Annotated in this window: 15 protein-coding genes; 6 read left to right on the forward strand and 9 right to left on the reverse strand. The window is 56.7% G+C overall.

Translation table 11 applies throughout. The annotated features are described in order from the left end of the window. Nucleotides 1-12 precede the first annotated feature (12 nt). From MWU51_RS09450 to MWU51_RS17145, 5 genes are all read right to left on the reverse strand, one after another. The gene (locus MWU51_RS09450; protein ID WP_247036688.1) at nucleotides 13-1,023 is read right to left on the reverse strand and encodes a FliM/FliN family flagellar motor C-terminal domain-containing protein; all 1,011 of its coding nucleotides are present in this window, start codon (nucleotides 1,021-1,023) and stop codon (nucleotides 13-15) included. Nucleotides 1,024-1,081: 58 nt separating this feature from the next. Next, nucleotides 1,082-3,793 (reverse strand): ATP-binding protein, encoded by a 2,712-nt coding sequence (locus MWU51_RS09455; protein WP_247036690.1) that lies wholly within the window; start codon nucleotides 3,791-3,793, stop codon nucleotides 1,082-1,084. Further along, nucleotides 3,793-4,107, reverse strand: coding sequence for a hypothetical protein (locus tag MWU51_RS09460; protein WP_247036692.1), 315 nt, complete (start codon nucleotides 4,105-4,107; stop codon nucleotides 3,793-3,795). The genes MWU51_RS09455 and MWU51_RS09460 overlap by 1 nt, the downstream gene beginning before the upstream one ends. A 54-nt stretch (nucleotides 4,108-4,161) precedes the next feature. After that, entirely contained in the window at nucleotides 4,162-4,530 is a 369-nt protein-coding gene (locus tag MWU51_RS09465) for a response regulator (protein ID WP_247036694.1), read from the reverse strand. Between the two features lie 142 nt (nucleotides 4,531-4,672). After that, nucleotides 4,673-6,013 (reverse strand): XRE family transcriptional regulator, encoded by a 1,341-nt coding sequence (locus MWU51_RS17145; protein ID WP_247036696.1) that lies wholly within the window; start codon nucleotides 6,011-6,013, stop codon nucleotides 4,673-4,675. Nucleotides 6,014-6,401: 388 nt separating this feature from the next. On the opposite strand from MWU51_RS17145, the gene MWU51_RS09475 reads away from it, so the two are divergent. The 6 genes from MWU51_RS09475 (at nucleotide 6,402) to aat (ending at nucleotide 10,591) form a co-directional block, all read left to right on the forward strand. After that, nucleotides 6,402-6,683 carry a glucose-6-phosphate isomerase gene (locus MWU51_RS09475; protein ID WP_247036698.1) on the forward strand — a complete coding sequence of 94 codons (282 nt, stop codon included), beginning with the start codon at nucleotides 6,402-6,404 and terminating at the stop codon, nucleotides 6,681-6,683. Between the two features lie 135 nt (nucleotides 6,684-6,818). Continuing rightward, nucleotides 6,819-7,361, forward strand: coding sequence for a helix-turn-helix transcriptional regulator (locus tag MWU51_RS09480; protein WP_247036700.1), 543 nt, complete (start codon nucleotides 6,819-6,821; stop codon nucleotides 7,359-7,361). Between the two features lie 100 nt (nucleotides 7,362-7,461). Further along, complete coding sequence (locus MWU51_RS09485; RefSeq protein WP_247036702.1) at nucleotides 7,462-7,869, forward strand: hypothetical protein; 408 nt, start codon at nucleotides 7,462-7,464, stop codon at nucleotides 7,867-7,869. 192 nt (nucleotides 7,870-8,061) lie between these two features. After that, nucleotides 8,062-8,559: an acetyl-CoA carboxylase biotin carboxyl carrier protein gene (accB, locus tag MWU51_RS09490; protein WP_247036703.1), complete on the forward strand. Its 498-nt coding sequence runs from the start codon at nucleotides 8,062-8,064 to the stop codon at nucleotides 8,557-8,559. A 10-nt stretch (nucleotides 8,560-8,569) separates the two neighbouring features. Continuing rightward, entirely contained in the window at nucleotides 8,570-9,922 is a 1,353-nt protein-coding gene (gene accC, locus MWU51_RS09495) for an acetyl-CoA carboxylase biotin carboxylase subunit (protein WP_247036705.1), read from the forward strand. A gap of 6 nt (nucleotides 9,923-9,928) precedes the next feature. Next, nucleotides 9,929-10,591 (forward strand): leucyl/phenylalanyl-tRNA--protein transferase, encoded by a 663-nt coding sequence (gene aat / locus MWU51_RS09500; protein WP_281502656.1) that lies wholly within the window; start codon nucleotides 9,929-9,931, stop codon nucleotides 10,589-10,591. On the opposite strand, the gene MWU51_RS09505 is transcribed toward aat, so the two are convergent. The 4 genes from MWU51_RS09505 to clpX all read right to left on the reverse strand — a co-directional run bounded on the left by MWU51_RS09505 (nucleotide 10,549) and on the right by clpX (nucleotide 13,244). Then, a complete protein-coding gene (locus MWU51_RS09505) occupies nucleotides 10,549-10,908 on the reverse strand; it encodes a DUF2155 domain-containing protein (protein WP_247038790.1) in 360 nt (119 codons plus the stop codon). The genes aat and MWU51_RS09505 overlap by 43 nt on opposite strands. Further along, nucleotides 10,908-11,363 carry an outer membrane lipid asymmetry maintenance protein MlaD gene (gene mlaD / locus MWU51_RS09510; protein ID WP_247036706.1) on the reverse strand — a complete coding sequence of 152 codons (456 nt, stop codon included), beginning with the start codon at nucleotides 11,361-11,363 and terminating at the stop codon, nucleotides 10,908-10,910. Before mlaD ends, MWU51_RS09505 begins: the two co-directional genes overlap by 1 nt. 51 nt (nucleotides 11,364-11,414) lie before the next feature. Next, nucleotides 11,415-11,789: an NADH:ubiquinone oxidoreductase subunit NDUFA12 gene (locus MWU51_RS09515; RefSeq protein WP_247036714.1), complete on the reverse strand. Its 375-nt coding sequence runs from the start codon at nucleotides 11,787-11,789 to the stop codon at nucleotides 11,415-11,417. Nucleotides 11,790-11,975: 186 nt separating this feature from the next. Further along, nucleotides 11,976-13,244 carry an ATP-dependent Clp protease ATP-binding subunit ClpX gene (gene clpX, locus MWU51_RS09520; RefSeq protein WP_247036715.1) on the reverse strand — a complete coding sequence of 423 codons (1,269 nt, stop codon included), beginning with the start codon at nucleotides 13,242-13,244 and terminating at the stop codon, nucleotides 11,976-11,978. Between the last annotated feature and the right edge of the window lie 15 nt (nucleotides 13,245-13,259).

Genomic DNA, 13,259 nt, shown 5'->3' on the forward strand with positions numbered 1-13,259 from the left:
CACTCGCGGTTGTCAGACAGAACTTTCGGTGGCAGTCGCAGCCGCGTCGGTTATGATGTCGTCCCCTGCTGCAGATGCCTGTAAAACATCATCCTGCACGGGTTGGGACGATATCGGAGATGCAAGCAGGTCATCCGGCTGACTTGACGGATCCAACCCGATCCTAAGGGCACGTTGGCCGCCTGCCTGCCCCAACCGACAGGTGGCGCGCACCTGTCCGGTCAAATCTTCCAGTTCAACAGTACCCAGAACATCACGGGTCAACATAACGGTCGTGCCTGGGGTCAATCCGGCTACGTCGTCCAACGACATGCGCGTGCGATGCAGGACGGCGTGCAGCTCAACATGGGCACCCAACACAATGGGTGGTGCCTCTCTCCTTTCTTCGTACCCCGAGGCAGTATCAGTCCCGTCGGACGATTTGACCACATCATACGGCAGCAAAAGTGTCAGCTTACCTTGCTTGCCGCAGTCCCCCAGATCAAGCGCTGCCTGAAAACGCCGATACGCAATGTCGGGCAATGCCATCTTAACGGCACGACTGTCGACCATCTGGACCGCGAAACGAAACCCCTTGCAAAGGTTAGCCACCGGCAGCTGCGCCGCTGTCAGCGCACGTTCCCACCCTTCCAGCACATGATCGAAGAAGTCCGCGCACATCGCTGCATCTGTGCGGGTGGCAGTGCGCGGGTGCGCTGGAGCTGGTAGCACACGCCCTACAGTTTGCATTTCGATCACGGCTGCAACGAGATCAGGATCCGCGATCAACAAGCCAAACTGGCTGGCTGCCCCTTCGGCAATGGCAAGTAGATCATGATCGGCGGTGGTTCCGTCCAGCGCTGACAGAACAACGCGGTCTTCTGTGACGTTAGTTGCGTTGATCGCAAGTCCGGCCGTTGCAACCCCTGCACGCGCCAACGCCTTTCCCAAAGCTCCGGCGGCGGTGGCCGGTGGGATCTCGGGCGGTGGACGGCGCGCACCAGCCTTTTGGCGGATCGCGCTGATCTGATCGGGGTCAGCCATGTCTGGTCCGTTCTTGTCGCATCGCAACAGTCCTGCCAAAACAAAGTTGATAATAGGTTTAATTCAGCCCGCGATGCGGTATTTTATCAAGTGGCAGCGTGACCCGGAATGCCGCCCCCCGCTGGCCTGGAAGATAAGTGATCGCCCCACCCAGCCTGTCCATGATCTCGCGGCAGATGGCCAAACCCAGCCCAGCCCCGCCAGCTGCGGCATTGTCCGTCAATCGTGCGAACTTCTCGAAGATCATCACCTGGCTTTCGGTCGGAATGCCCGAACCGTTGTCCACGAAATCAAGCCGCAAAACCCCGTCTCGCACGCCGACACGAATGGTCAGGCGTTTGAACTTGGCGTCTCCGTATTTGGCTGCATTGGCGATCAGATTGATAAAGACCTGCGCCAGCCGGTCCGTATCTGTGGCGATGATGATCTGTTCGCGCGCAAGGTCGCGGTGGATACGTAGATCTTCGGCAACGATCAGTGACTGGGTTGCCGCAACGGCGCGATCCAGAACTTTCGACAACACCTCGCGCTGCGGATTCAGTTGCACCTGTCCGTGTTCAAGCACACTGAGATCAAGCAGGTCATCCAGCAGCCGGGTCAGCCGGAGCGCCTCGTCATGGATGATCGAAGCATGTTGCTGGGTGGCCTGCGCGTCCGACACACCGCCATCGCGCAAAATCTCCGAGAACGCGCGGATCGAGGTCATCGGGGTTCGCAATTCGTGGCTAATCTGGCTCAGGAACGCATCTTTTTGGATCGACAATTGAGTCAATTTTTCATTGGCCGCCGAAAGTTGCCGCGCGGTGGTGGTCAGCTCTTTCTGCTTCTCCTCCAACTGCGACGAATAAACCAGCATTTGCTGGGTTTCGTCGGCGACCGCCATCAAGTCATCGACCGACACCGTGGCCCCTCCCATGATTTGCGCAATCATTGCATGAGCGGTTGCCGCGCCGACCGAACCGGAAAGTGCGCGCTCCAACCGGGCAATGAAATCAGGGGTGGTGTCGGGCAAGTACCCATCTTTTCCCTGCGCACTGGCTTGTGCTTGAAACAAGTTTTGAGCCGCATCCGCCCCCATCGTGCGTTGAGCCATTACCAGTAGATCTTCGGCCGCAGCCGCTGGATAAACACCTCCCTGCGTTTGGTGAGTATGGTCCAGAACGTTAACAAATTGCGCCCCTTGCAGCCTCTCTAACGGGCCGGGAAACGAGATCAGGGACACGCCGACAAAGGCAATACTGTTCAGGATCAGCGACCAGAACACTGCGTGGACAACCGGATCCAACCCGGTGACGCCAAACAACGCTTGCGGTTTCAGCCAGGCGATCCCGAATGGCCCGTCGGTTAGCAAGGTCGCGCTCATCAGACCCGCATCCCCAAAGCTGGGTAAAAACAGAGTGTAGGCCCAAACGACAAAACCAGTGACAAGCCCTGCCGCCGCGCCGTTCCGCGAGGCCCCTCGCCAGAGCAAACCGCCGGCCATGGCGGGTAAAACCTGTGCAACGCCCGTAAACGAGATCATCCCGATTGCGGCCAGCGCAGTGCCTCCGCCCGACATTCGAAAATACAGATAACCCAGCACCAAAACGCCAATGATCGAAAAGCGGCGTGCGACCAGAAGCACCTGCCGCACATCGCCTGATACGGTGGCTTCTTCGGGTCTTATGGACAACCAAAGCGGCATGATTATGTGGTTTGACACCATCGTTGCCAAAGCAATCGACGCTACGATCACCATCGACGTCGCGGAACTGAACCCCCCAAGAAACGACAGCATTGCCAATCCGTCCTGATCAAAATGCAACGGGATGGTTAGAACGAACAGGTCCGGGTTTTCGCCTGCTGGCAAGGTGCCAAGGCCGACCACGGCGATGGGCAGGACAAACAGGCTCATCAGAAACAGATAAGCCGGAAACGCCCAAGAGGCGATGGCAAGCTGGCGCTCGCCCGGATTTTCCACCACCAACACATGGAACATGCGCGGCAGGGTCAGAAATGCGGCGGCGGACAGGAAAGTTAGCCCGACCCAACGCCCACCCGTTATGGTCCATGCATCACCGGGTGTGGACCGCATAGCCTCGCCCACCGCGACGGCGATATTTGCAGGACCTCCACCGACACCCCAAACGACGAATACCCCAACGGCGAGCAAGGCGACAAGCTTGACCACTGCTTCGACTGCGATGGCGGTAACGACGCCGTGGTGGCGCTCATTGACATCAAGGTTTCGAGTGCCGAATAGGATGGTAAACAGTGCCAGACCACCAGCCACCCAAAGTGCCGTAGCATCCAGATCGGGGACGTTCCAGCCCACCGAACGATCCCGCGCAAAGACCGAGAAGGCCAATGTAACTGACTGCAATTGCAGGGCGATATATGGCGTCGTCCCGATGACCGCGATCAAGGTTACGATTACCCCAAGTAGGTTCGACTTGCCATAACGAGACGACAACAAATCAGCGATCGACGTTACCCGTTGCGCGCGACCAACCCGCACCAGCTTGCGCAAGAACCACCACCAACCGATCATCACAAGTGTCGGTCCAAGGTAGATGGTGACAAACTCAAGCCCGGACCGCGCCGCATAGCCGACCGCACCATAAAAGGTCCACGCCGTGCAATACACAGACAGCGACAGGGTATAGATCAGCGAAGAGTTTAGAAGCCGGTTCTTGTCTCGTGCGGCACTGCGATCAGCAGCAAACGCCACAAGGAACAAACCCATTACATACAGCAGGCAGACCGCGACCAGCGTATTGAAACTGAGCATCAGTCGCGTCCCTCGTGTCGGCCTTTGGGGACAGACAGATCTTCAAGCTGGGTCGAAGACAACTCGCCGTCCGGGTCGTACGAGACGTCGGGCCAACGAGACAGCCCGCGCGCGATAACCGCGGTTGCAACGATCAGGCCAAACCATGCGATAAACAGATACATCCCCACCTCAGCAGTGCCAACGCTGGTGACCAACAGCGGCAGAAGAAACAGAAATACGCCCAAGATCGGCAAAAGCCGCGCGGCATCTTCCAGCCGTCGCCGCCGATAGCTTTGGCGTGCCAAAAACAGGGGTTCGCGCCGAAATCTCATGCAAAGTCAGCCCGTTTGGCCATCGTGAAGATCCTGCGGCACGGCATCGCGTTGTTACCCCGGCACAAGCTCGTTCAGGGTTTCAACAACTTCGGCGTTCGAGAAAGGCTTGGTCATGAAACGGTTTACCCCAAGCCGTTCGGCCTGTTCGCGATCAGTGCGTTGACCGCGTGCAGTCAGCATCAGAACTGGCAGTCTGCGCGTCACGTCGTGGGCCCGCAAGTCTTGCAAAATGTCATAGCCTGACCGACCCGGCAGCATAACGTCAAGGATCAACGCGTCTGGCCTTGCGTCCAAAACCGCCTGCACCGCAGTTTCGCCATTGGCATGTGTGCCGACAGTCCAGCCATCCCGGCTGAGGATGAAACTGATTGCCGCGACGATATTTGGTTCGTCCTCAATAACGAGCACCTGCTTTGCCATTTATCCCTCCGCTCGGGCAGGCTATCGCCGCACCCTTGCGGATGAATATCGACAATGCACAGAGCCATGTCAAAATAAACCAAACCGGATGGGGGCGAGAATGTCTTCTCAACCGGCTCACAAGTCGCGGATTAAAGTGGTTTCACTCGGAGTCTGCGGACAAAAGTGACGCTTCGCGACGGGCCGCACAGCCACTTCGCGGACAGACGCGGCACGAAGAGCCAACTGGCAAGACTGGGCCGTCAAGGTCACTAAACCGCGTGTCTTCAAGAGGTTCAATCATCATAAAGGCTTCAAGAACCGGAGGCAGGTCAAACCGCAACGCTTCGCGCGGAAGACAGATCGCCTGACATAGAAACCTGCGTGGGGTCGGCCCAGGCAGTTCGACCACCGCACGCAGCGGGTGACCCGGACGGCTAAGCGACTGATACAATGGCCAATACGAGCAAGCCGCCCCGAAACGCGGCAGTGCAAATCCAGGCAAGGGTTTGCGAATGAGAAATGTGCCCGATCCGTCACATGACACAAGCCCAACAGCTTGACGGTCATCCCCGGCAGGAACAAACGCCAAGCGACGCATGACCGCAGACAAGGGTTGATGGAAGACGACCGCCAGTTGACTTGGATCGCCTGTGGTTTCCTTCCGCGCCGTTTGAAACGCAGACAACGGCATCGCAACAGCGTCTTCGGCATACTGTTGAAAGTGTTGGCGTACGACGTCTTTTGCGGACGTGGTTTCCACCCCCCCTACTTTCGCAACCAGTGTGTCTATACTGGCGGAGATCTGTTCTGGCGTTGCATTATCCAGCCCCTCGAGTTCGACTAGGTGGTGGTCGCGCTGATCAAGAAAGGCTGCCAATTCTTCTCCCGGTACGACCGGGGCCATGTCGCGATCCGCGCCCGCGTCAAGATATTGAACCAAGCCTTGTGCAGCGCTGGATAAGCGCCGCCCTTCATCGCGCATGTTGCTCATGAAACGTCCCTGCCATTCTGGGTCGATATCACCGTCTCCGGTCAGGATACCGACGGTCGACCGGATTGCGGTCACAGCGGAAATAACCTCGTGCAGAGACGCAGCAAGCTCTGGGTCGTGGGTCAACCGATCGGACAAAGCTTCAACAAGTTGTTCAAGTTCGCGAATGCGCTGATGTTGGGCAGCAACCAGTGCGGACCAGCCTGGGAAGCGACCTGCGAGGTCCTCTGACCGATGTAACTCCGGTGCCATTTCGGGCATCCGTTGTCCGGCCTCGCGCAGCGCACCAAGCAGAGTGGCTTCAGCCCCCTCGCTCAGCGATCTTGGGTCCGTATTGAGTTCGCGTGCAATGTCTTGCAACAACTCACCCCCGGCCCGCCGACGGTTATGTTCGATTAAGTTCAGATAGGCTGCAGAAATACCAACGGCGGCGGCAAGCGCAGATTGCTTCTGACCAAGAAACAATCTGCGCTCACGAATACGACTTCCTGTTAGGCGGGACTGTGTCACGGCGGTTCTCTCATGGCTTCCTTGGCAGGCTTACAGCCAAGAATTTACATCTGCATCGACTTTTAGCTGCGCAATTTACAATTTTCCTAATTTATATTAAAAGCTTGGGTCGTCTTTATCTAGAACAATCACTAGCTTGCCTGTCATGTGTAAACCAACTGCTCCTCTTTTCGCGGCCAGCAATTCGCCGACTAAAACTTCCTGTTTTTCAGGCTGAGGTTGCCTTAACGTCGTGAAAATCCATCGATTGCTCAGACCCAGCATAAGGCTGGACAATGCCCTTGGCGGGTTCCCGCCGCTTCCCACACAAACATTGCGCGCAACATTCCCTTGCCGCTACAAATCCTTACAAACTAAGGTGAACTCATGATTCATCCAGGAGGATACTATGAAGAAAGCCATTATGACCCTTGCCTGTGTTGCAACGCTGGCACTGCCCGCCTGTAACCGCCCGCTAACCGATCAGGAAAAAACGATTGTTGGTGGTGTGGCCGGGATCGGCGCCGGACTGATCACTGCAAACGCCATTGGTGCAAATAAGAACTGGACCGTGCTGACCACTTTGGCCGGTGCTGCTGCAGGTCTCATGGTTGCGCGCAACTATCATACCAACCAATGCGCCTATTCGAATGGTGACGGCACCTATCGCACTCGCCCCTGCCCCGTTTGATCGTCTCGTATTGAAATTGAAAAGGCGCGTCTTCGGACGCGCCTTTTTTTGTTTCAGGTCGGTTCGGATTGCTACCTGACACCGTTTAGATTGCATTCAATTGAATTGTCACGCGACCTTTGGCAGGATGCCATAATGACGCCAATGGACCTTGCCTTCATGCACGCACCGACCGGACTTGCGCTGACCGAAAATCGGATCGTTCAGCAATGCAATCTGCGATTTGCCGAGATGTTTGGCGCAAAGGTAGACGCCTTCAACGACATGCCACTTGAGCGGTTGTACCCTTCGCTGAAAGACTACCAAAAGGTAGAACGGGTCGGGGGTGACCGGCTTAGGAAAACTGGGCGTTATGAAGACGAGCGCATCATGCGGCGACTGGATGGCGATCTATTCTGGTGTCGCGTACGTGGCACCAGCTTGACACCGGAAACTCCTTTCAAACAAGGCGTTTGGAGCTTCGCAGACCTATCCGCAGAACGCCCCGTTGTGGCTCTGACACCGCGAGAGCGTGATGTGGCGATTCTGACCTGCCAAGGCCGCACATCGAAAGAGATCGGTCTGATGCTGAACCTCAGCTATCGCACGGTCGAAGCCCATCGCGCGAGGTTGTTGCAAAAATTCGGGGCGCGTAAGCTGCCGGAATTGGTCGCGAAGTTCTCAGGTATGCCGCTTTAGCGGTTAACCATTTCTGTCTACCGCCTGTTCCCGTTAACGCTTTCGAAAGAATGCTTAATTATCTTGAAGGATGGGGACCGACTGAAGACGGAGCGAGACGATGGAATTCACGATACCAGCCTCAATGGGTGCTCAGGCAAATCTGCTGGCAAACCTACCGGTGCGTAAGCCGCCCGACAGCACGAAGGTTGAAATTGTGCCTGACGCTGGAAAGGCGCGTGCGGACATGCACAACACGGAACACCATAACACAGCTTTTCCAGCGCAGAATAAAACCGCCCCACCGACCACCAGTGTTGAGGTTGAACCGGACACCTTGGCCGGACCGCCACCCAGTTTTCAGGTCAATGTTCTGGAACTAGACCAGATGCTGCAGCAAAAACTAGCCCGACTTGAAACCGAACGTGCCAGGGGCTATCACTCTGATCGTTTTAGTGTTGCTTTTGGAAGTGGTAGCGCCGCAAAGCTTTCTCAGAATGATATCTCTTCTGTATCCACCACGGATTGAGCGGGCTGTCGAAGTTATCTTTTTGCGCAGGGCAATGCCCGTCCCAACCGCCAGCGTTTCGAAAAAAACCACAGTTCAGCTTATCGACAACACATTTTAATCGCTTTTCTCCCCTTACCTAGCGTCCTATAAGCGTTGCAATCATACATTGCCTGCGCGAACACTAGGCAAAAGAAACAAGGGTGAGGACCCATGACGAAAAAACATCATGAAAATGACGTGTCCTTCATCGAGGCACTGGCGAAAATCCTGCAAGAAAACGATCTGTCCGAAGTTGAGGTCATGCGCGACTATGGCGAGAATGACAGCCTTAATGTCCGCGTCAGCCGCGCCAAAGAAGTCGTACAGATGGCCGCACCGGCCATGACGGCTGCTCCGACTCCGGCACCTTCCCCGGCCGTCGTGGCCCCCGATGCTGGCGGCACTGCTCGCGCATCGGATGACCCGGCAAGCCATCCCGGCGCTGTCCCGTCACCAATGGTTGGCACGGTTTATCTTCAGGCTGAACCAGGCACGCCTGCCTTTGTCAGCATTGGCGACAAGGTGGAAGAAGGTCAGACCCTTCTGATCGTCGAAGCGATGAAAACCATGAACCAGATCCCGGCACCGCGATCGGGCACTGTGAAGCGCATTCTGGTCGAAGATGGTGCCCCGGTTGAGTTTGGCGCACCCCTGATGATCATCGAATAAGGGACATCACATGGCCCATTTCGACAAAATCCTGATCGCCAACCGTGGAGAGATCGCACTGCGCGTCATCCGCGGTGCGCGCGAGATGGGAATAAAAACGGTGGCAGTGCACTCGACCGCAGACGTAGACGCCATGCACGTGCGCATGGCGGATGAAAGCGTCTGCATCGGCCCACCGTCCAGCACCGACAGCTATCTGTCGATCCCCGCAATTATCGCAGCCTGTGAAATCACGGGTGCGCAAGCAGTTCATCCGGGATACGGCTTTTTGTCCGAGAACGAACAATTCGTTCAGGTTCTGGAAGACCACGAGATCACGTTCATTGGCCCGTCCGCGGAACACATCCGCATGATGGGTGACAAGATCACCGCGAAGGAAACCGCGATCAAACTGGGCATTCCGGTTGTGCCGGGATCCGACGGCGGAGTGCCCGATGTCGCAACAGCCCGCAAACTGGCCGCCGAGATGGGCTATCCCGTGATCGTCAAGGCCACCGCCGGTGGCGGCGGTCGCGGCATGAAGGTCGCCAACTCCGAGGCCGAGATTGGCACCGCCTTCTCGACGGCGCGTTCTGAGGCGAAAGCCGCCTTTGGCAATTCGGAAGTGTATATGGAAAAATACCTTCAGAAGCCGCGCCACATCGAGGTGCAGGTGTTTGGCGATGGCCAAGGCGGGGGTGTGCATCTGGCGGAACGGGATTGCTCGTTACAGCGGCGCCACCAAAAAGTCTTTGAAGAAGCTCCCGGCCCCAGCATCAGCCCCGAAGAACGCGCCCATATTGGCGGCATTTGCGCCAGGGCAATCGCTGAAATGGGTTATCGCGGTGCAGGCACAATCGAGTTTCTTTATGAAGATGGCGAGTTCTTTTTCATCGAAATGAATACCCGCTTGCAGGTGGAACACCCCGTAACCGAAGCCATTTTCGGCGTCGATCTTGTACGCGAACAGATTCGTGTGGCCGAAGGCATGCCTCTGTCGTTTGGGCAGGACGAACTTGAAGTGAACGGCCACGCGATCGAGATCCGCATCAACGCTGAACGCCTGCCCAACTTCGCCCCCTGCCCCGGCAAGATCACCCAATACCATGCCCCCGGCGGGCTGGGTGTGCGGATGGACAGCGCCCTTTATGATGGTTATTCCATTCCGCCCTATTATGACAGCCTCATTGGAAAACTGATCGTGCATGGCCGTGACCGAACCGAAGCACTCGCCCGGCTTCAGCGCGCCTTGGGTGAGTTGATCGTTGATGGAGTCGACACCACTGTGCCCTTGTTCCACCAACTGTTGGCGGAAGAAGATATTCAAACCGGCAACTACAACATCCACTGGCTGGAACGCTGGCTGGAAAAAAATCTGGGCTAGGGGCCATTGGCCACGCCCCACGATCCACCGCCCTTAAGCGCCGAACTTCTTCTGCGCGCCTATGCGATGGGTGTGTTTCCCATGGCCGAAGGTCGCGACGATCCGCGTGTCTTCTGGGTCGACCCGGAAGCGCGCGGGATCTTTCCCTTGGATGGATTTCGGATCTCGCGCAGTCTTGCGCGCACCATTCGACGTTCTCCGTTCCAGGTCGCGCTGAACAGGGATTTTTCGGGCACGGTGGCAGGCTGTGCTGAGCGTGATGAGACCTGGATCAACACCACCATCTTTGATCTTTACTCTCAACTGCATCACATGGGCCATGCCCATTCGCTGGAACTGTGGGACGGCGACGCGCTTGTGGGAGGTGTCTATGGCGTGACACTGGGACGGGCGTTTTTTGGTGAAAGCATGTTCTCGCGCCGTCGAGATGCGTCAAAGATTACACTGGCCTATCTTACCGTTCACCTAGCGAATACGGGCTTCGGGCTGTTTGACACCCAGTTCCTGACCCCACATCTGGCCAGCTTGGGGGCGGTCGAAATTCCCCGCAAGTCCTATCACGATATGTTAGAGAGTGCTCTTTCGCATGGCGCCGCCGACATCACGTCCAAACCACTACCCGACGTTCAATCTGTTGTGCAGCGCAGAACCCAGACGTCATACCGTTGATGATCCAGCGCGTTCAGCGCCGGGGATGATGCGACCATCCAACCTTCAAACGTGGTCTGGTCGTCGTTCCCATCACGGATCACAAGCCATGCATAAGCATCACCAGACGGGTTATCCGTGGGATAGCGGCATTCACCCAACGTGACGCGCAGCTTGCCCAGTTCAACTGTGTCGCCGACCTTCATCGAAAAGTCGATTGGCGTGCCAGAGACCTTGTCCAGTCCACGCAACATCGCACCAGATGCCTTGCCCGTCTGGGCGCAGGCGGAAACCGCACTGGCAAACAGCAAAAAGGCCGTCGTGGCAGCGCGAAGGATCACTTCGTGTCCTCACTTCCAGCAACGTATTTCAGCAGCAGTTGGACAAGACTGACAGACCCTTGGGTGTCCTCGATCTCAGCCCCAGGTTCCAAGTTGAAAGGCGATCCGCCTGGCAACAACTCTACATATGATCCGCCAAGTAGCCCTTCCGACGAAATGATGATCGACGTATCATCAGGCAACGCCACATTGGATTGGACCGTAAACGCGGTGTCCGCACGATAGGTTTCCGGGTTCAGTTCGATGCCGGTAACAGTGCCAACCTTCACGCCACCCAAACGGACATCCGTCCCAACCGAGATACCGTCGGCGGTGCGGAACGATGCCGAATAGCTGGCACTGTCACCGGACCCGGACAGGCCCACGATTTGCCCTGCATAGAGGAAAAATCCAACAGCGGCGGCCAGGACCACGCTGCCGGTGACGACTTCTGTTGTGTGGCTATCGCTCATAGCAGCCCCTTTCGATCAGGGAATACGGGTCGGTCTGACGGCGCTGATGGCTTACTCAGGCTGCCAAGCTTCGTAGTCGCGGCGGTCGGCCGGTTTTTCCTGACGCAGCGAACCAGCGGGCGCATAGGCCAAGGGGGTGCCAGTCAGGTTGTCCTGATGTGGCTTTTCCCACGACTTGCGGACCAGCGGAGCATCCGCCGGGCTGTTGTCAAACGTGTGGTGCAGCCAGCCATGCCAGTCGGGGCTGACGCGGCTTGCTTCGGGTTCACCGTTGAAGATGACCCAACGGCGACTGTCATCGCGGTTGCGATAGAAGACGTTACCTTGCTCATCCTCTCCCACCTTCACGCCTTTGCGCCAGGTGAACAGACGAGTTCCAATGGTTTCGCGATGATACCAGGTCAGCAGGGACAAGATGAAACGCATATCAGTCTCCGGTTTTGTTCTCACTTCATATGGCGCAAGCAGACTGGAAGGTCCAGTGTTTTGCAGTCAAATGGGCGGGCTTTGGGTAAAATGCGGCAGCTTGGCGCAGTTCTTTCTCCATACGAAAAAGCCACCGCAAGGGCAGTGGCTCGATTTCGTACCATTCGGCGATCCCGTCGGGTTTGATCAGCTTGCGCTGACTTCTTCCTTCGCGGCTTCTCCATAAATGATCAACGGCTTGGCGTCTGAGGTCACAGCCTCTTCGTTCACCACAACTTCATCGACATTCTCAAGACCCGGCAGGTCAAACATCGTATCCAGCAGGATATCTTCCATGATCGAGCGAAGTCCACGCGCACCGGTCTTGCGTTCAATGGCGCGTTTGGCGATGGCCTTCAGCGCGTCATCGGTAAAGGTCAACAGCGCGTCTTCCAATTCAAACAGACGCTGGTATTGCTTGACCAAAGCGTTCTTGGGCTTGGTCAGGATGGTGACCAGGGCTTCCGCATCCAAGTCTTCCAGCGTCGCAATCACCGGCAGACGGCCCACGAATTCCGGGATCAGACCGAACTTCAGCAAATCTTCTGGCTCAAGCTCTTGAAACAGCTCTCCCACACCGCGGTCGTCATTTTCACGCACGTCCGCGCCAAAGCCCATGGCCGAACCCTTGCCGCGCTGCGCGATGATCTTGTCGAGACCCGCAAAAGCCCCGCCACAGATGAACAGAATGTTGGTCGTGTCGACTTGGAGGAATTCCTGCTGCGGATGCTTGCGCCCACCCTGCGGCGGCACCGACGCAACAGTGCCTTCCATGATCTTTAGAAGCGCTTGCTGAACACCCTCGCCCGACACGTCGCGCGTGATGGACGGATTGTCCGACTTGCGCGTGATCTTGTCGACCTCGTCGATATAGACGATGCCGCGCTGTGCGCGTTCGACATTGTATTCGGATGCTTGCAAGAGCTTAAGGATGATATTCTCGACATCCTCGCCAACATAGCCGGCTTCGGTCAATGTGGTCGCGTCCGCCATCGTGAAGGGCACGTCCAGAATGCGCGCCAGCGTTTGTGCCAGCAAAGTCTTGCCACAGCCGGTGGGGCCAATCAGCATGATGTTGGATTTGGCCAACTCAATCTCGTCACCCGCCGCCGCTGCGTGGTTTAGTCGTTTGTAGTGGTTGTGAACCGCTACAGACAATACGCGCTTGGCGTGGGCCTGCCCGATTACGTAATCGTCCAGAACCTGACAAATCTCAATCGGTGTCGGCACACCATCTGCGGCTTTTAAACCCGTCGATTTGGTTTCTTCGCGAATAATGTCCATGCACAGTTCGACACATTCGTCGCAAATGAACACGGTCGGCCCCGCGATCAGCTTTCGCACTTCATGTTGGCTTTTGCCGCAGAACGAACAATAGAGTGTGTTCTTGCTGTCGCCGGAAGAATTATTCGCCATCATTTCGTCCTATAG

Origin of the sequence: Aliiroseovarius sp. F47248L (assembly GCF_023016085.1) — a bacterium.
Lineage (GTDB): Bacteria > Pseudomonadota > Alphaproteobacteria > Rhodobacterales > Rhodobacteraceae > Aliiroseovarius.